9 protein-coding genes are annotated in these 20235 nt (G+C 57.9%); 1 reads left to right on the top strand and 8 read right to left on the bottom strand.

Annotation, left to right across the window (positions count from 1 at the left end):
- Positions 1-112: 112 nt before the first annotated feature.
- From JEY66_RS34655 to JEY66_RS34620, 8 genes are read right to left on the bottom strand one after another with little or no spacing between them, the layout of a single operon-like run.
- The gene (locus tag JEY66_RS34655) at positions 113-2068 is read right to left on the bottom strand and encodes a DNA phosphorothioation-associated putative methyltransferase (protein ID WP_080650315.1); all 1956 of its coding nucleotides are present in this window, start codon (positions 2066-2068) and stop codon (positions 113-115) included.
- Positions 2069-2074: 6 nt separating this feature from the next.
- Positions 2075-7501, bottom strand: coding sequence for an FtsK/SpoIIIE domain-containing protein (locus tag JEY66_RS34650; RefSeq protein WP_018270087.1), 5427 nt, complete (start codon positions 7499-7501; stop codon positions 2075-2077).
- Positions 7488-9143: a hypothetical protein gene (locus tag JEY66_RS34645; protein ID WP_018270088.1), complete on the bottom strand. Its 1656-nt coding sequence runs from the start codon at positions 9141-9143 to the stop codon at positions 7488-7490. Before JEY66_RS34645 ends, JEY66_RS34650 begins: the two co-directional genes overlap by 14 nt.
- 3 nt (positions 9144-9146) lie before the next feature.
- Positions 9147-11003, bottom strand: coding sequence for a hypothetical protein (locus tag JEY66_RS34640; protein WP_018270089.1), 1857 nt, complete (start codon positions 11001-11003; stop codon positions 9147-9149).
- A gap of 7 nt (positions 11004-11010) precedes the next feature.
- Positions 11011-11826 (bottom strand): phosphoadenosine phosphosulfate reductase family protein, encoded by an 816-nt coding sequence (locus tag JEY66_RS34635; protein ID WP_018270090.1) that lies wholly within the window; start codon positions 11824-11826, stop codon positions 11011-11013.
- On the bottom strand, positions 11823-14996 hold the full coding sequence (locus JEY66_RS34630; RefSeq protein WP_018270091.1) for a hypothetical protein: 3174 nt from the start codon (positions 14994-14996) through the stop codon (positions 11823-11825). Before JEY66_RS34630 ends, JEY66_RS34635 begins: the two co-directional genes overlap by 4 nt.
- The gene (locus tag JEY66_RS34625) at positions 14993-15904 is read right to left on the bottom strand and encodes a DUF4007 family protein (RefSeq protein WP_018270092.1); all 912 of its coding nucleotides are present in this window, start codon (positions 15902-15904) and stop codon (positions 14993-14995) included. The genes JEY66_RS34630 and JEY66_RS34625 overlap by 4 nt, the downstream gene beginning before the upstream one ends.
- Complete coding sequence (locus tag JEY66_RS34620) at positions 15901-17139, bottom strand: cysteine desulfurase family protein (RefSeq protein ID WP_080650316.1); 1239 nt, start codon at positions 17137-17139, stop codon at positions 15901-15903. The genes JEY66_RS34625 and JEY66_RS34620 overlap by 4 nt, the downstream gene beginning before the upstream one ends.
- Before the next feature lie 1055 nt (positions 17140-18194).
- Here JEY66_RS34620 and JEY66_RS34615 point away from each other — a divergent pair.
- Positions 18195-19865 carry a hypothetical protein gene (locus tag JEY66_RS34615; RefSeq protein ID WP_018270094.1) on the top strand — a complete coding sequence of 557 codons (1671 nt, stop codon included), beginning with the start codon at positions 18195-18197 and terminating at the stop codon, positions 19863-19865.
- Positions 19866-20235 lie beyond the last annotated feature (370 nt).

Genomic DNA, 20235 nt, shown 5'->3' with positions numbered 1-20235 from the left:
TGCGAAACGGGTTTGTTCTCGATCGATGTCGTCCCGGACATGGTACCCCTCACTGCAATTTTGGATTGCTTGGATTGTTGACTAGTTTCCTTGATAGATGACCTGCCGTCATTCAATCTTGAAACTGGCGCAGGCTGGAGGCGACATCGCCGTAGCGCGCCGTTAGCGATGAGTTGTTTAGCGATCCGATCACAGTTCTTATTCGGTTCTCGAGCGACAATCGCTGCTGCCGTTTTAGCGTGTCGCTTTCGTAAAGCGATCGGTGCAGAAAGAGGAGCCGGCTTTCGTCCGAAAGGATTTGATCCCGTACCTGCTGATCGCGAAGATAGACAGTCGTGACGCGGTCGAAGAGCGAAAGGGGAGCCGAGAAATCGGGACCATAGTGAAAAGCTATGGATCGCTTTGCGAGGTTCAGCGTCACAATATCGGCATCCTCGACGTCGCCGACAAGAACGCTCGCACAGCCGATCAAACCTCGCAGGACTGCCGGCAGTTCGCCTATCTGTTTGGCACTAAAGTGATAGCGTCCGTCGCCATATCCATTGAGTAAGCCCGACTCGAGCGCGGAGCGGCATGCGGCCTCCACGACCCCATTGTCCCCAAGCGAAAACAAGAAGCGGTGCGCCTCCGATTTGGCTGTCGCGAAGCTGCCAAAGAGTAACTTCACATCCCTGCGCAGTGGGAGCGGAAGGGTCTTGAAGGCTCGTGAGCCGGAGAAAGCCCCGAGCGCGAAGTGGACAAGCAATTCGTCCCGTCTCCGACCTGCGCCGACTTCCAGAAGGCTTTGATCGAATATCGAGCGGCACCAGCCAAACGCACGCTCGATTGAGACGTTCGACTTAGCCAGGTCCGAGTAGAGTTCCGGTATCTCGTCGCGTTCCGGGATCCGCCCGATATGGACCGACCTGGCCCAAAGTTGCTCCAGGATTGGTCGTAGACGTTCGGATAGGGGCTCGATTGGCCGAGTGACGCGGCCTCGCGCGGCCGGCGCCAACCGGAGAGTAATCGGAGATGGCGTGCGGCTTCGCCGACTAAATAAGAACTCCTGTTCCGCGTCAGGTTCGCGGAAGACAAACACGATTCCAGGAGCAACGGCCACAGGCTCGACGCCGAGCGAATCTCGGACGAACGCGCGGAGTTCATAAGGACTGAAATACTTCTGGAATGTGCCGCGCGACGTGAGGAACCCATCGCCGAACGGCGTCAGCCCCTGCACCGAATAGTGGCCCTCGATCATGACCGCAACGGAGAGCACTTTCCTCGTGAGTTCCCAAGCTTTCTTCAACGTCAGGACGCGCTCTTCGATATCCTCTATGACGTTGAGCACGAAGCCTAAGTTGACGAGAGCCGCGGGTCGAATCTCTGCGTCTGGGCGGAAATGCGGATCCCAGCCACCGGCCTCGATGCCGCCATGCGCAAGCACCCGGAGATCATCTCCTTGGCCGCATCCAAAATCGAATACGTCAGGGAATGTCTCAAGAAAGCCGTGCCGAGCGAACATTTGCATCGGAGATGAAAGGCCATTGCGGGGTATTGCCGTCTTGTGACGGCTGACGTGGATCGCGCACGAGGGCGGCTTGTCCGTGACGGACGGAACGATCGCGTGATTTCGAATGACGATACCCGCCTCATCCAGGCGACGCTGCCAGGCAGTACGAAATCCGATCTTGTGATTATCGAAAAACAAGTTTCGTCGATCCAACTCGGCGGTCAGAGCAGCGTAAGTGGGGCGTCGGGGATGATTCGATGGAAGCAGAAGCTCTTTCCGATGCAGGATCGGCGGATTGGCTGATGAGGAATAATCTCGGATCTTGCTCGTGCGGGAAGCACGTTCTACGAGCGCTGAACGCAGCAGTGCCGGAAAATGCTCTTTTTCGAAATCCTCGTATTCGAGTAGGGCAATGCGACCTGGTTCGATCCGAGCCACATTCCAACGGAAATTGTCTACGGTCGCAGCCGCCTCTTCGACTGCGCCCCGCGTCGATGGATCGATCTCGATAAGCGCGTCACGGTGAACGTAGAGTGCGTCCCGGACGCGCTTGCCGACCTGGAAACCGCGCTCCGGCATGGTCCACTACTCGGCGGCGAAGGTCCTCATCTGCGCAACAAAACCCCTGTTGCGCCACGCCTCCTTGATCGTCGCGGCGAATGCTTCCGTGTCGATCTGCGAGAGGAAGGGTACCTGAACATACATGTTTTCGTTCAAACCTTGAAGCTTCGCGATCATATGACCTTGACCGAGGAGCCGCTCAGCACCTTTCTCGTTCATGGCGATTTCGGATGTCTTCTGATCGTCTAAGCGCAGGATCAATCGATTTCCGAGAGCGTTGCGTAGCTGCATGCTCATAACGGTTACATCCGGGCGCTGCGCCATCAGGACCAGGTGGATGCCTGCGGCTCGCCCCATGTTGCCGAGGCGGGCGGCGGTTGTCGTCACGTTGTCCCGATAGTGATCGTCCATCATCCAATCGGAGATCTCGTCGTGGAACACGAAGATGCGAGGCATCTGCTCGGACGGTCCGGCTACGCGATTGAACTCGACGATGTTTCTGCACTTCTTCGAGGTGATGCGCCGATAACGTTCTTCCATCTCAGTGACGAGAGATCCGAAAATGCGGGAAGCCTCGTCCATTTCAACGACGATGCGCTCTTGCAGATGCGGCAAATCCTCGGCCCACATGTAGTCGGCGCCCTGCTTGGGATCGATCAAGTAGAACCTGCATGATGCAGGCGAGTCGAAAGCGCAGAGGTCGAGGATCAGATTGGCGGCAAGAATGCCTTTTCCGCTGCCGGTGGATCCGGCGATAAGCGTGTGTGGTGCGACTTGCGGCTGGCCATTGAAGGGCGCCGTCACGGGCATGTAGAGCATCTCACCGTCGTCCTCCTTCTCACCTAGCAGGAACGCCAGGTTGCTATCCGGAGCTGTGGGCGAGACCGTTCGGCGGAGCCAGGCATCCGCGAGGTGCAGCACTCTTCTGGAGGGGCGACGGAAGGCGATGAGGATCGATCCAAGCTCGGCAGTGATCCGGATAATGTCGAGACCGTGAATGGTTTTGAGGTTGGTGCGTTGCTTCTCGAGCTTGTCGATCGTCAGCGACTTGCTTCCTTTGATCCGCAGCAGGCCAGCGTTGGGGGTTAACCATTGCTTTTGAATTTCTACTGCTGCTCCCTCAGCCTGGAGCGATTGACGGAAGTCACTTACCTGCTGATCGAGCCATTCTCTGGCTTGGGCATCTTGGCTAGATGTGTTTGTCGCAACCTTTAGCGCCAGGGCTTCGACCTCAGGCAGCCATCCAGGCCTGCCCGTTCGCTTCTCGTCCACCATCGGTTGGTCGGAGGATCGTTCCTCGCTCAAACTCGCCGCTGGCGGGGAGACGATCGTTGTGGGCGGCCTCTCCTCCTCTTGCAGGACGGGCAATGCAGGCGGGTTCTGCGCATCGCTGTCGGCGCGAGAAGCTATCTGTGCCGGGGAGGTATCATCGGCACGGCAAACCGGTGTATCCGCCACTGCTGCTGGTTTGGTGATCGGGGAGGCCGGATGATCGATTGCCGGAGGGGCAGATGCACTCGCGAGATCGAGCAGCATGCTCGTGATCTGAGGTTTTCCAAAAAGCCATTGCAGTAGCGGCCGGCGCTCGGCTGGTGGCCTCTCATCGTCAATTTCAAGCCGTTGGTCCGGAGTGATCAGACCGTCGTCGTGCTGGAAGATCATCGAGTGGCCCGACAGTTCGATTCGTAACCCCGCCGGGTTGCGAACCTCCTCGATCCAGCGCTCGAAGGGGAAGCCAGCGACATGCTCGAAGGGTGTGAAGTGCTCGACGAGCATGTCAGCGAGCCGATGTCGCCAGATCTCCGGGCTCATTACCTCGTCAATATCGACGAATTTGGTCCTCAAACTGTCATAGGTGCTGATCAATTGGCGCTTCGATTTCGTCATCGCTGGAGCGAACGCGGCGGTACCTACGTACTTTGACTCGATGACGAGCATCCTCACAAAGCGCTGACCGGCTTGCGACACGAAACTGACCGCCAAGATGTCGGAGCGTTCGTTATTGAGATCGAGCCAGCGCGCTATTTCATCGACGAAGAACCAGCAAGTTTTGCACTCGTCTTGGTCAAGCAGGAGTTCCACTTGTCGGCGCGCGAGCACCAAGCCGATCAATTCGAGGGCAGAATTGGGAAGCTGGACGGCCCGCATAACGATTTCGCCAGACAGATCGGCGGACTCGCGCTGAATTAAGCGGCCAATCGCCGTCCGTCCAGCTTGGTCCGTGCCAGGCAGGACAGGCTGAAGATGATCCTGAAGGAGCTTGGCAATCTCATCGACGCCGACGGTCGTCGACACGATTACGTTGTGATCCGAGCCAGGGGCCGTGAAGTAGCGGATTATGCGCCGCTCTTGCGTCTCGCTTTGTTGCAATAGACGCCGATCGGCGATGCGGTCGAACGTGACCACCCAATTCGCCACCTGGTGCGCCTTATTGAGAAGTCCCTTCACCTCCGGTGAGGCGATGTTGATTTCCTGAAGCGGCAGCCAATGGCCGTTTGATTCGTCGCTCTTGAGAAAATCGTGTATCCGGTCGATGTAGGTCTGGGCTGCGGGAGGGCTGGACGGGGCCGTCAGATAGACCGATGACGAATCATCACCCAGCAGGAAGGGCTTGCGTCGACCGATATCCGTGGGAATGTGCTCCATCCACGTTGGCGGGTTTGCGGCATCATTCTCCGGATGACGGCGCCATGCGATGCGAGCCAGTCTTGAGATGGTGTCCTGCAGAAGTACCAGGTCGTGCGGCTTGACGTCGATCGCGCGTCCGCCTGCCGACGAGGGATTTGACGACAAAAATCCGACACGAAGCCTGGAAAGGTAGGTCCTGGTGGCTTCGGTCGTCAGTGCTCCAGCCAGTTCTCTGCCGATACGTTCGTTTTGCTCGCGATAGATCCTCCGCAGTCGGTCGGGATCATCGTGCATGATGGTTAGTTCACATCGGAAGTCGTTCTCTCCTGCGACCTTTTGTCCCAGAGCGTCAGCTAGAAGAGAAGGAAGTTCGGTCGAGTCGGCGTTGTAAATGGCGGTGCTGAAATGATCTCTCTCGTGAGGGCGTAGTTCCAGATAGCGTTCGCTTACTTCTTCGAATGCTCTAACGGCGTCTTCCGCCGAATCGTCGAGTAGTGCCGCGGCACCGCCTACTGGCGATTGTAGCAGGCCGTAGTCGCCAACCCGCTCGACTTCGATGCCTAGCGTCGGCTCACCTCCACTGTCATCGTCAATGAAGCAGATGTCGCCGTAGTAAGACTGTCCGAATCCTGAGACGCGCCTCTCCACAAAATCGGACATGCCGCTTCGGATCCGGTCGGCGACGATCGTCTGGATCGCGTTGCCGCACTGTCTTGCCTTCGCGGCCATTTCGGCCAATCGCAGCGGATGCCATGGCGTGACTATCACTGAGGCTGCATCGGCGGTGACCCGGACAGTTCCGATACTTAGGATAGCTTTCCAAAGTTCTGCTCGGCATCTTGGCGCCCGTGCTTTCGTCGCGAGTACCTGCAGTAACTCACCGTAGAGGTCAGCCTGCTTGAACAGCAAAGTAGATGATAGACCCGCGCCGTATGCAAAGTCTGTCAGAGCCGACGTGTATGCTTCTGCAAACTTGTTCCAAGCGTTCGCGACATCCTCGGCGTCCGTCGGAGTGAGAATCGTTAGATCCTTTAATCTCGAGACGGTAGCTTCCACGCACTTGTCGATCCGGGCTCCATCGCGATCCGGGTCGAAAAGAGCTCCGTCGCTTGTGTGGAATGAGCCGACAATTGTGCTCCGATTACGGAGGTCGACGACCTTCCTGCCAGTTTTGCCGCGCGCGGCTACGGCGCGCGTCTCCATGATGAATACATTACCCTTGCGCGAAGGGACATGCACGTCCAGGTCAGCGGAGAAAGCCGTAACGATCGAATGTACCGGAGGTTGCCAGACAAGCTTTCCGGCCGATGCTCGGCTGAGAGTCGACTTGGCGACTCCGCCGTCGCCGCCGATCTGGTCTCGTTCGACGAGAAAGCCCTCGAACTGAAATTCAGTGTGAGTCTTCGACGTCGACGTCACGACGTCGAGATCTTTGTCGTCCCACGGGAGAGTGAAATCCCAGCACTTGCCAAAATCGAGGTTAACACCTGAACCAAGTGCATCCTTGAGGCCTCGATATCGGTCCCGCAGATAGCGACACAAGCCTGTGTTCTGTGTTTCTGTCCAAAAACTTCTCTTTTCGCTGTTGGCCAATTTGACATGGAGGACTGGATCCTTGAGGTCATCGTCGGCCCCTTCGATCGCCACACGTTCGGCGAGCCTGAGAAGGCCCCCGAGGAGGTCTTCATCTTCGATCTCCTTGCGGAAGATGAGACGTTGCCAGCGCTTCATCAGCGACGGGTTGTCCTTGATTTGATCGCGGCGGCGGGCAAAGAAATCACGAACCTCGTCCGTGATGGCAGCTTTCGACGTCTCCGACTTAAGTGGAGTAATAAGTTCTCTTTCAGCTTCCGTAAGTTCACCCGGAAATTCGTCGTCGAAGAAGGCGAGCGTCTCGGCACCCAGCCTAGAAGGTGTTGGCTTTGTCCGACGCTCGGCGAAATACGGCTCCAGTTGCTCCCAAGGGAACTGTGCGACCGTCTCCTTCGCCGCGGACCAAACGTCCGCGCGTATGCTCCGGTCCTGCACGAGGGTTCGAACGGCGTCTCTAACCATATCTGCGTCGAGATCGGTAGGTCTTGCTGCTGCGTCCTCCTCGATGCGCTTCAACACGTTGTCACGGCCGACGTTCTTTCCGTCCGGCGTCTGGAGATCGAGGTAAGGACGGAATTCTGTCCGAGCTCGAACGAAATATCGCTTTGCTTCGTTTGCGCTGGCAACGATGCTCTTGGACTTGCCGTCCAATGGAGGCGCAACGAGCTGCAACAAGTACATGCTCTGACGTACGGCATCCGCAATAGGCAGTCCGCTTCGGCCTGCGTGAAGGTTTACTACCTCACTAACGAATGAGCCTACCATTGTCGCGGAATTGGCGACCTCCGATTTAAGCAGACCTTCGATCACATTCCGAAGTTGAGAGAGTATTTCTTCGCTGGGATTAACGGTGTGAGAGTGCAGGGCAATCGAAGCCCATGCAGCCGCTTCCGATGGCGCGAGAAGAGCCGGCTCGCCAACTACGGTGACGTGACCGAGGCTCTGCTCGACGCTCGCGAGCTCGTCCAGGGGAATTGAGATGATTGTAGCCTCGGAACCCGGACGGCGCTTGTTGCGATAGGCAACGGCATTGCTTCCAACCTCGTTCACAACGATCTCATAGGTCGAGTGCCGGCCTTTCAACAGGGTTCCGATAGCGTCAGTTTGCTCGTTCGGAAATCCGACTAGTGCCAGAAGAGATCGGACTCCATTTCCGTTGTCGGAGACCATCTCTTCAACGCGTTGAGCGGCAACCTGTGCGACGAGCGAGCAGGCATCAAGCTGCGACATGCGTGCGCTCCGTAACGTAAGGGTTGATCACGAAGGCAATGGCGTCCGACTTCCGTTCGAGCAATCCGAGCATGCGGAGTCGTTCTTCAAGCCGAGTTTGATTCCTCTCCAGATCCTGAACTGGAGCTGGCACCGTGCCATATGCAAGCGGATCCAGCGCTTCATGGCGTCCAACAACGATACGATACCGGTTAAACAGGCGGCGAAGGAATTTTTGAAATTCCATCGGCCTCGAGACGTTGGCGAGAACGAGCGCTTCGAGGAACTGATCGTTCGGGCCGTACCAAGTGCCAAAACCGCGCCGCGATGTAAGCAGACCTATGCGGCTCCCGTAAGCAGGCAGGATGGCTCCGATTGAGGACAAGGCGGAATCGACGGCGCTTTGCCGCGCCGAAGACAATTGCGTATGAATCTCGTCGATTGAGGTCTTGTAGCCGAACCGTTCCAAGATAAGGCTTTGCGCTGCGCTAATCGCAAGGTTCTTGGTGCCGACCGTCTTCCATTCATCCGAGGTTTCAAAATCGGCAAAGAACCGCTCGATGGCTCGTTCCGGCAGTTGCCTGTGCGCCATGAAGTGTTCTTTCGAGCGACGTACGATGTGTGGGCTATTTGTTCCAATCATATCGAGAAGGAAGGGGGAGTGCGCCGCTTCGCCAGCGACGTCGACCGCACGCTGCAACATGTATCTGATGAGGTGGAAACCAATCAGCCGCATCGCCGCATCGAGGCAGATTGACAAATGAAGGTCCTTCATCCCGAGCACCCTGGCCAGGTCGTGGGCCAGGTCCTCGTACACTTGCATTTTTGCGATGGGTAGATAGCCGACGCAGCGACAGTTTCCTGGCGTTCCGTCTTGCACCGAGTCTTCGTCTGCAGCCAATATGGTTGCCGCGCGGTTCAGGACGTCGTTGCTGTGGAAGAACCGGCTCTCAATCGTGTCGCCTAGCTGCTCTCGCATTGAGGAGCGGTTGACCATCAGCCAGACCAACTCGCCGGTACGACGCATGAATCGACGGTCGTACTCCAGCTGACCGTCTTTCTTCACGTCCCCATCGGCGAAGAGCATTGCTGAACCGAGAGGCAGGAGATGTCGCGAGGTAATGCGCCGGCGACTACCTGCTTCGACTTCCGCGCCTCGCAGAAGCTCGACCGCTGTCGCGAATTTCTCAAATTCGGGACCGAGAGCTCTGCGTACTTTGTTGACATAACCATCTGGAACGTGTTGCGCGACGTCCTCATTGGTCTTTCCCAACCACGCCGACCACATCGCGTCGTCGTCGGCCATCGGGCCTCGATCCTTCCTGAGCCGATCAATCTCCTCGTCTCTGAACACAAGATGACGCAACAGCATGTTCGCGCGGATTGTGTATCCAAATTCCTCATGGATCGGATCGACTGCGCGGGTGGCGGTTGAAATGTCAAAGATCGGATTCTCGGAGGCCGCAACCGGTCGCTTCCTGTGCTTGTCGGCACAAATCTGTATAAATTCGACCAACGTAAACCAAGGAAGTTGCTCTTGATGCAGTGCAAGCCCCCAAATCGCATATTCAGGCCAGTTCTTGACGTTGCGAAGGTCGAGCTGACGCGGGAGCTTAAGCGCTCTGGCGCTTAGCAAAACCTTATCCTTGTCTTGAATCGGCATATTTTAAGTTCCGATCTCGAGAATGTTTTCGTGAAGACGGCCCACGGCATCCAGATCGACCATTCGAATTACCGTTGTCTCTTGGTCCGCGTGACCGTACAGCGCGGATGCCAGCCGCACAGCGAAATGGCGAATTTCTTGATGACATTGTCTGGAGAAGCTCGACGGCAGAGATCCGCCGGCCACTCGCTTGAGATACTCGAAGAGTAGGGGTGTAATCGTTAGGCGGGGCAGCTCTCTTGAAATGCCCTTTTCGGCGGCGACAAGCGCAGGGCAAGAACGGTCCGCATCAAACTGTAGCTGGACACGAGCCCAGCTACTGGCGACGGCTCCCAAAGGTTCCCCCATCGCTAGGCGTCCACCGGTACCGTCCGCACGGCCGACGACGCCGGTCAACCAGAGCTTCTCGCCGTCGCTGGCCATCAGTCCGGTCAGTGTTCTATTGATACCGAGCACGATCTGACGCAGCGCTTCGCCTGAAGCATTTCCGGACTTCAAGGCTGTGCAGATCTGCTCGTACTCTCCAGCATGGCGGAATACCGTCAATCTCCAAGGGGATATGCCGGTTCCCGAAGAGCCCTCGTCGCCGAGTTTGAAGAATAGCCGACGGCGCTGCGTTTGTAGTGCCTCACGGAGATCCTTGGCTTCCTGTGCATCCTGACGCTCGGAGCCGCGTTTTGCATAGTGGTCGAGCGGGCCATCAAAGATGCGATCTCCATAGATCGTGTCCTTCTCGAACAACGACTTTCTTGCCGGATTGTCCGTATGTCTTGCCAACAGAAGCGCATCGATCTCGTTGTCGGTCTCCATGCCGATGCCGAGAGATGCCACCATCGCGAAGAATGGATTCTTGCGCCGCTTCTCAGGATCTCGAATGTTCACGCCGCAGGCGTTGTTGTACGGATTCGTGAATCGATAGAGTGGAGTCTTCGCCTTGATAATCGTAGCGCAGTTCAGAAGAGGCCGTCCCGGCTTCTGAGAAGATCCGAGTAGAACATTGACAATGAGCATTAGCAAATAGCGGATAGGGATGTGCTGATCGTTGGCCGCGGCGAGACGGACCAGCGTCTTTATTCGTGTGCGGAAAGACTCGCTACCATCGGAGCCGATGAGCAAAGAACGGTTGTACCTGATTGGGCAGGGGTTCACGACTTCTGCGGCGCGCGGACAACTGGAACATCCGCTTTCCCAGTCCGGATGCCCAAGTATGGTATCGAGCAATGCATCTAACGAAGCGTCATCGAGCGTGTGGCTCAAGTTGAACATGGAAAATGCGAAGTCGGGTTTGGGGGTCTCCTGACCCGTCCGCATCATCCGGATCATTTCTTGATAGATCTTGCGGCAAAGGCTTCCAGCCTCATCGTCCGATCCAGCAGCGAAGAAGGAGTCAAGGAGCTGGCCGTCGTTTGCTGCTACGAGGAAGATGGTCTCCGGCTGAGCGGATCGGATGGAATTCGCTGCGGCCCGAACCTGGGCGATTTTCTCGCCTGCCGGTAGAGCGCTCACGTCCCGAATGATCCGCAGCTTTCGGCCTGACGGCAGGTCGCGCTCTATGATTCCCCCACTGTTGGAGGCGTTCGTCCAGATCGTGGACGTTTCCGCGTCGCTGCCCACAAGTTCGAGAAGGAACTTGCGGAGGTGGAATGTTTTGCCGTCGCCGGCAGTGCCAGTAAGAAAGACGCTTCGAGGCTCGGCGCCGAGAAGCGCAGCCGAGATTTCCTTCATGCGCGGAGGAGGAATTTCGATGGGACAGCTGATGCCGAACTCTTCGACGAGGACTGGGGCGTGCTCATCGACGAGTGCGTCGGTCGCTGCGCTCGGACCGTACTGAGAAAGAAAATCGATAAATCTGGACGACATGACGGCCTCAGAGATGACAGATTGCACAGCCAGCGTGGTCAGCCTTCGGCTTCATTGGTCGACGAGGCAGCGTCTCGAGTTCGGCTAACGAGCGGCCGTCCACCCAGGTGTAATTGCGGCTGCTACTAGTCTGTTCGTATTCCTTAGCCTTCTCAAACAGGTCGGGGTGTCGTTCCTTCAAGCCCTGCCATTCACCGATTTGCTGATAGAAGCAGAAATAACAACCGGAACGGCTTCGCCATTCGTAATATTGGGGGGCGCCCAGGCCGCTGTCGTCCAGCAGCCGCTGGACATCGGCCAGCCGAAGGCCGCAATCCTTGAAGGGATAGACCGGAACGATATTGGGCTGCTCCGACAGCAGGACGGGCTTACCATTGCCCGTGTAACCAGCTCGATTTTCATCCGATCGTATCGCTATGTAAGAATAAGCCGGTTCAGAGCCGATATATTGCTCGTAGGGATGGATCTTGAGCATCCGGGTGCACCAGCGCGTCCGCGCACTCGGTAAGAAGCCGGCAAAGTGCTCGTACAAGATTACGTCGAATGCAGTTCGACCCGGCTTCTCCTTCAGTTGCAACAACGCGAGAGCCGAGATGCGTCGGATCGGTCGACCGAGCACGTGTTCCAGGCGGTCCAGATATTCGTAGGTCTCCGGAAGCTCCGCACCTGTATCGCAGAATGCGAACTCGAAATCGACCAGCGGAAAGTTCTGAGCAAGATAGATCGCCAGGGCGGTCGAGTCTTTTCCGCCAGATAGGGGAACGATGTGACGTCGGGACGTATCGAGGATGGCATCGTGAAAGCGTGTCGGTGTTATGTTCACGATCGTGCTCCAAACTTTGCGATCTGACGTGGCTCTCGATGTCCTATTCGCGCGAGCACACCTTCGAGTTCGACGATCCTGTTCCTGACAATGGGGGCGAGCCGCTCGTCAGGAATTTCCGACGCCAATGCGGTGTCTTCGATCCTTGCGCGACATTCGCGGACCAGCAGCGCGAACTGCCCGGCCGTCGAATCCTGCCATTGTTCGAAGCCACGCTGCAGGAGAATAGAGCTAACGCTGCGTGCGAGGCTCTGCGGCGTGTAGCGCCCATTCGTTGTGTCATATGCGGTGCGAAGGATGGCTCGATCCGTCATGCGGAGATCGTCCCGCTTCATAAGCATGCCCACGTCGAGACAGGAGAGCCAGGCTTGCAACGACGATAACGCATCATCGGCGGCGTTGATTCGGAAGGTCGAGCCGATGATGCGCACCGCCTCTTCTAGATATCCGTCCAATATCGAGTCGATTTCGTTGCGGACGCGCTCTATTGACTCGACCACGCCGTCAAGTCCATGATCCTTACCGAACATCCCCGGCATGATTTCAAGGAAGAGGCGGGCGGGATCCTCCTCTTGATTGATCTCGCGCAAAAACCGTTGCGTCATCGGGGACAGTCGCACCGAGTGTCGCGCACCCTCCGGTAGCGCTGCCCGCCAGCGTACGAAAGCGTCGTAAGCGAAGCGCAGCCTTTCGTCGGTCTCGGCCGGCCTCTCGTGCGTAAGCACATAGGCCAGCTCGGACAAGTATGACAGAGTCCGCTCTTGCCCGTCATGCACCTCAATCGTGTGCCGCTCAGGTTCGATGAACATCTTGCTGGCTTCGAAGCCCAGGATGTCCTGTACGTAGGATCCTTCGGACCGGAGAGAGACGACCTTCGCAAAGGCGCGGTATCCTGCCATGACGAGGATCGGGATAACGCCGAGCGGTAGGCCGATTGGTGGAGAGGAAAGTTCAGAGACAAGCTCCGATAGCGGCCGGGGGCCACCTACCGTGCTGAAATATCGCTGGACGATGGACCAGGCGCGTTGGAGACCCGGGTCACCGAGCTGACTTGGGCTGGCGAAGCCCCAGCGATCATCGAGCGGGCGATGAAGGCCAGTGCGCTCGAGGACCGTACGGTAGACCGATGCTTCGACTGACGCATCCTGCTCGGCGTAACCAAGACGCGGTTCATGTGTCCGTTCCATGGACCGCATGAGAATCCGGACCCGCGCGGTGCTCATTTGACGAGAGACGCGCTGCCTCATCAATTGGTCATTGATCATGCGCGGAGTGTCGGGATACCAGGCGTCGAGAAGATCGGACGCCGCTACCGACGCCGGCCGATCCATCGTGATCTGGATTTGGCGTCCGCCGAGATGCCAGTCGGCACCTCCTGCGCGATCGCTGGTGAGTTTATGGAGTGTCGATGCCAACTGCCGCCGCGCTAGCGCGAGCAGTTCGTCGAGCTCCGGCCTTACAAGCGGATCACGAGAGAGGAATTCCTCATCTTCCCTCAGCGCCTCTAGCGCCGCAAGCTCGAGGGCCGCCTCGGTAATTGCGAGAGGCTTACGGGGAATCACGATTAGACGGCGATATTGAGGATCCGAACTTGCCGCTGCCGATTTCGCTTCCTCGATACCGTCTGCCGCGTCGGCGAGGACGAAATCGACGGATCCCCACGCGCTGCCCCCGTTAGTCTCCATTGGCTGGCGAACCTGGGAGGGCATAACATAACGACCAGCCAGGTAACGGGAGGTCCCAAACCGTGCGTTATGCCGAGGAGCGCGCAATATCGGTGCCGGATGCCGTGCATTGAGGAAAGAGACGAGATCAAACTGATCCTCGCGGCGGGCGCATTCCTCAGCTACGCGAGCGGGGATGTCGACATCGATACCGTGCCAGAGTGATACGTCGTCATTCCTCTCCCGATAGATCAGGAGTCGCCGTTCGAGAAGCTTTTCGAGACCTGAGCTGACCTGGCTGATCGAGATGCCGCGCGATACCACGGCCGTGATCAGTGCGGCTTTCGTCAAACGGCGACGCTCCCCGCTGGCGCCAAGCTGGAAAAGACACGCGGCCGCCAGCAGCTCGCGTTCAATATCGCTTTCAGCCTTGGCCCGAGCGCTCTCGGTCTCCAACCAGCGTCGCTGCGAGCCACCAGGCCCAGTATCCGTACGCATGAATTGCGAGAAGAAGCGATAAACTTCTTCCACTCCGACGGGCTTCGACAGGTCCATCGCTTGCAGGAAAGAAAAGATGCTGCGTTCGTTCTGACCGATCCGAGCGACAACCTGCGGCAGGACCTGCAATGCACCGGCCGAGATGGGATAGGCGACCCTCAATAATTCGACGATCTCATTTGTCAGACGCGGTCCATCGAACCAATTATGCTGGACGGCGGCCCTGGACACCGATGCAAGGGTCGAGGCCGGCAGCGATGCGACGTTGCGGGCACGTCTTTGCGCGGCCGCCGCAGCCACAAGCGAATAGAGCTCCTTGCTATCCTCGACGAACCTGAGCTGCCGGAAGCGGCCCTCGATCTTTTTCCACTCGTTCCGAGAAGTCTGGTTCAGCCGGCCAGCATACGCCGACAAATTCTGATGCAGGAGAAGCGTTAGACTTGAGGTCGGCTTCTTGGCTCGAGACGTCCATTCGGCAAGGCGCTGGACCTGATCGAGGTCGCGGGCACGTCCCTCGGCCGCGAGGCCTTCCAAGTGTCTACCGAATTCGTCCCATATGATGGCGACGTGATCGGTGCGGACCTCCTCAGTTATCCAGGTCAGAAGGCGGTCGAGCTCTTTGATGCGCTTTGGGGCACCGACGGCGGTTGCCATCGCATCGACCACATCCGATGCAAAGCCGGCAAGGTTGACGATCAGTCCCTTTGATCGGGACGCAACCCGATCCTTTGCCTTCGCGTACAATTTCGGAGCTACCGGCTTCATCCGGCGGATGACCGGCTGTAAGGCATCCTTGGCGCCCGCATCGTTGCGGACCAGCAAGGCGCCTATACCGGCCGCTAAAGACTTGCCGCTGCCGTAGGCGGCGATCACAATAGAAGCATCGTTGCGAAGAACAGCATCGACGACGGCGACTGAGCGCGTTGTTGGGTGATAATGGCTCAGCCGGTCGGGGTGATCGAGGTCGGCCCGCAGATTGACCGCGCGAAAGAAACTTGGCGCCTTCATGCCGAAGCTCCGATCCGGTCGTAATGATGGGCAAGCCAGAATTCCGGTGGCTTGTGAGCGGCTCGCAGACGGCGCTCCCCACCGAGGCGGTCGAAGGTCACGCCCGATCGCGCGTATGCGCGAGCGGCTTCGGCAGCAGCTTCGTCGATCAATTCGGATGCCATTTGGAAGATGCGTCCGGGACCGTGCCGCCAAGTCGCAAGTTCGCTGATGCTGACCGCTTCCAGACCTGATGCCAGTCCTAGTTTCGAAGCGCATGCCAGCAGAATCTCGGGCGAAACGCCATCGTGAGGGGCAATCCGCTCGAAGCGACGTGTGTCGCTGTGATACGCAAGTAGTCCGAGATCAGTGAGGGGACAGATGGTGCCGTCCTCTGGATCTTGGAGCTTGCCAGGCTCGTCCGCATAGCTGGCCAGGAGACACGAGACGTCTCGCTGAACCATCTCGACGCTGGGCGGCTTCGTTGCCCGCTCGCGTAGATAGCGTTGATACGCATCCACGCAATCGAGGCGATCAAAGGTGCGCTGCGGATAGTCGTTGAAAAACCAGCCAAAGATGGAGTTGTCTCGGTTGGCCAAGGCAAGGTGTACAAACCACCACGATACCGGAAACTCGAAGAATGGATCGCGTTCGGCGATGACGCCGCCTACTCTGGAGATGGACAGTTGGCGCGGGCGCGTATGCGGGGCGACCGATGCGACGCCGGACGCTTCGAGCCAATACGAAAGCGATTTGACCATTTTGCTGCCGAGACCTAGCTCGTCGGCAGTCTCGATATCCGCCTGAAAGCCACCTGCGCTGTCCCGGACCCGGACAAGACCCTTGCTGAGCCAACCATGACGGATCGCGAAAGTTTCGTGGCGCCCAAACTCGAAGCGTTGCAAGGCAGAAGCCTTTGTTGATCTCATTGGGTGAGCCTCTTGACGACGGAGGCGATGATGTCGGCCGCTACGACGGCATCCTCTTCGGTATTGAGAACTGAGAAGGAAAAACGCAGGCTCGAAAACGCCTGGCCTTCACTGAGACCCATAGCTCGGAGTACACGAGATGGCTCGGGGCGGCCGCTCGAACACGCAGAACCTTGAGAGGCCATGACACCGGCCGCATCCAGGTGGGCAAGCAGCTGCATTCCGTCGATAGAACAGAATTGGAGGTTTGAGGTGTTCGAAACTCGCAATGCTTCTGCACCGTTGATCCGCACGCTTTGCCCCAGAGCGCAAGTGACGGCTTCTTCGAATTTCGTCCGCAACTTGAGCATATGGCCGTTGGCTTCTTCGAACGACTTGATGCGTTCGCGCGCCGCAATTCCCAAACCGACAATGCCCGAGACATTTGGTGTTCCCGAGCGAAAGCCGTGCTCTTGACCACCACCTAGGATGAAGGGGCGGAGAGATGTGTGTTCGTTGACTACTAGCGCTCCGGTGCCGTGGGGACCGTGAATTTTGTGACCTGAAAAGCTGATCGAATCCACTGACGACGACCATCCATCGGTTCGGATGCGCCCTACGGCCTGGGCGGCGTCGAGATGGATGAACGCGTCTTGCCGAACCGATCGGATGGCTTCGGCAATTTCTGCGACAGGCTGAATAACGCCAGTTTCACTGTTCGCACCCTGGAGCAGCGCGACAACCGGCCCGCCAGCTTGCGGCGCCTTTTGCTGTGCACTGTGGGGATCAATTCGCCCGCAAGAATCCACCGCGAGCCAGGAAATCCGGTCCGGACACCAGTTGAGCAAGGGTTCGATGATCGACGAATGCTCTACGGGCGCGACAAGGAACGTCACCGATGGATACTGTCGGACGAAGGAGCTTATAACTGTGTTGTTTGCTTCGGTTCCACCGGAAACGAAGAACACAGATTCGGGCATTGGGACGCCGACCAACTCAGCAACGTCGTCGCGAACTTGTTCAATCGCTCTTCGGGCCGAGGCCCCGCTCGCATGGGCGCTTGCCGGATTCCCGACAATTGATCGCATGGCGTGCGAAACTGCATCGACTACGGTTGGCAACGGGGGCGTGGTCGCATTCGCATCCAGATAGATTACGCCTGCATCCCGACGATAAGCGGATGCGTAACGGTCGGGGGTGGAGGAGGCAGTCGAACTTGTCGACCGCTCCTCCGACAGCTGGAGAACGCGGAGCATGTCAGTTCAAGCTTAGAGCGGAAGCGAACATGATCGCGAGGGGCAGTCTCGCGACGCGAAGGCGGCCATTCGCTAGGCACCGCAGAAAACGCCTTCCCTCTACGTTCATCGTTCCCGTATCAGCACGCTCTTCGCGCGCTCCCCCACTTACTGCGTGGTGCACCACCGGCTTTCTGTCGGTTGGTGTCCGCGGCGCTCTACATCTCGGGATTGTATCAAAAAAATGCTAAGCGATGTCAATAATCCTATCGGACAAGCTCACAGTTATAGGGGTACGGCACCGGGGTTCTACGGGGCTCTCAGATGATACGCGGCCCATGATCTGGGGCGCCTGCGAGCGTGGTCCTGGTGGTTCAGGCCGTCGCGGGCGGCCTAGGCGGACGTCGAGTAACGTGATCCTGTCAATCGCCCGAGACGTTCAACATGACGTTTTCGACGGCAAGTCCGTGAAGAGCTTCGCGGAAAGCGTGAGCTTGCAGAGTCGAAGGCCACACCGGTATCCTCGCCGCTGCCTGGTTTTGCAGCTCGGCGTCAGTCGCAAATGCGCGACTTCGTCGAGATTGTAGGTGAGTGACACATCTAGCCAGCGTCCGTTCCGTACAGAAATAATTTCGAGCTGGAGCAATATCGGACCTGCAATGCCGCTCCAAAATTCGCTTAGGTGTGCTACAACTTAAAGGTATATTTTGAAGGATTGCTGCCGGCTCCAAGTGTTGTCGATAGCTCGTCGCGCCGCGCGCGCACACTCAAGCGGTCGCGTGCGACAATGTCCTGCGCCGAATTTTCTGGCCTTGCTTAGCCTTTGAGACCAGGTCCGCGCAGAACCTGAGCAACGCTGCGGCTGAGCTTGAAGGAATTCGCTTGGATAAGAAGGGGTCTCATTGACGCGCTAGCAGAACTTCAAAATCAACAGAGCGGCCTGCCGAGCGGAGGGTGCGGACTTGAGCGTTTCAACTCGTCTGCGTGAATTCTCGCAGCTGTTCGTTCTTCCAGCGATCCTGATCCCCGCTTGGCTTGCGTTTGTTGCGGGTTTTTCTTTCGTTGGATTATTGCCGTTGGGGGTGTTGATCGTCTCAGCGATCTCCGTGTTTGCGGTCCGCTCGGTCTGCCGAAGGCACAGCGGCAACGCGGTTCTCGCCGAGGTCGGTTCGAAACTCACCACTTACTGCATGGTCACCGGCGCCGTTTCGACATGTTTCCTGTTGCTGCAGATCGGCTTCTTTCTTTTCCTGACGGAGTTCTCACCGCGGCTGAGCACCGTGCTTGCTTGGTACAATGGCCTCGAGGCTGGACACATCATTGAATGCGTTGAATCCTTCGCTCTGAAGGCGCGCCTTGCGATCATATTCGTTCTTGGTTTCAACCTGCTCTTCTTCCCACTTCTCTCCTCAAGGGTGGCTCGACTTTCGAAGATGGCATCGAAGGGCATAGACGTCGTCGGCGCCTTCTTCGTCGCGGTCCTGCTGTTCTCCTTCTACGGTTCTGCGCCTAGCGGCTTGAACGCCCTGCGGGTCGAACTTCGGTCGGCTCACGATGCTATCGACAATTCATACAAACGAGCCGTTGTCCGCGTGTCCATACAGTTCGCGAAGGTCATGCTGGATAGGGCGACCCAGCAGGACGACCATCTTTTCCGGACTTCGCCGCCGCCCGGGGATTGGGGTGGGCCGCGACCCGCAGGCGCTCCCGCGGGACCACGCCCGCCGGCCCCGCCTGCCGGTTCGGGTATCTGGGACGCCGAACTCAAGGCCAGGGTCCTGAATTCCGATGAGCGGCTGAACGAGCGCATAGCGGTAAGAACGGCCGCGAACGCAGCCAAGTTCGAGGGACACGTTCAGTCGGGCGACATGCTGAACGTGCCGCCGGCGGCAAGTTCGTCCAAGTTGGCCGAGCTCGGATCCGCTCTTGAGGCACCTCGGGGGGCGGCAACGCGCGGAATGGCCCCTCCAGAGGACGACCTCAAACGACCACGCGACGGCTCATCGCGGCAGCGTGCGATCCGAGAGTTGCTCTCGACTGCACTCGACGCCGCGAAGGTCCCCGAGGTCATCGAACCAGCAATATCGGAGCTAGTGAAAGAAACTGTCTCCGGCAAGGTGATCGACGAAATATTGAAGGCGATGAGCGACGATTTCCTGACTGACGGCATAAGAGCGGCCGCGGTCGAATTCGTCGACGACTTCCTCAAGGGGGTGGTGTCGTCGTCGGACGCGAGGTCCGAGCTCGGAAGAAGATCGTCGGCTTTGCTCGATACGAAATTGGGTGCGTCTTTGAAAAGTTCCCTGAGTCGGATCCAAGGATACGGATCGATGCTGTTTGACCGTTTCCAAAGTCTACGCGGAGGAAGGAGCGATCCGGTGATTTCCCCGCTGGAGGATGGCATGATCGCGGAGGCCAAGTCGAAGGCGTCCAGCCTTTCCGATGCCGGCGGAAGGAGCAGGATTGGCTCCGATCTCATCGAAAGGTCGAGGTTCGAAACCTCGAAGATCATCGATATTCTTTCGGTGCAAGCGAGGACCGACGATTTAGCCGCGAGGTCGCTGCTAAATGTCGGATCGAACATTTCGGATGTGGAATCCAAAGCCAGGCAGTTGGGCGAACTCGTAAGACTGGCGCAACACCATGGCTACAGGACGGAGGTCGGAGTTTGCATCGTGACAATCAGGGGCGTCGTCGTAGCAACGTTCATCTCAACTCGACAGGAGTGCGAGGGTGCGAGACGATAAACTCGCGCGAGACGTTCGCTCCCCTGGCGGCGTAGCTTCGACCGCACTGCCGGCGGCGTCGCCAAGGCCCCTTCCGCTTTCGCCTTGGCGGGCGGCTGGCCGATAGAACGGCGGTCAGACCGCAGAGTAGGTTGATTGTGGCTTGTGTCGCAACCAAGGGTGCCTTAACTGCAGAAGGGCTGCCTGCCCACGCGACGAAAGGCCCTCTCTATTCAGTGTTCCATTCGTAAGGGTTGAAGTCCCATCGTTAATCAATTCGCTTTCCATGCAGGATTGCCTTCGAGAGACTTTGACCTCTCAGCTCGTAAAATAGAAAATAAGAGAAGTTTCAGGGGCTTCGCATATCTATTCAAGCGCTGCTTTAGCGCTC

It is taken from the genome of Bradyrhizobium elkanii USDA 76 (genome assembly GCF_023278185.1).
GTDB classification, from domain to species: Bacteria; Pseudomonadota; Alphaproteobacteria; order Rhizobiales; family Xanthobacteraceae; genus Bradyrhizobium; species Bradyrhizobium elkanii.
This window is presented reverse-complemented; position numbering and strand designations above follow the sequence as displayed.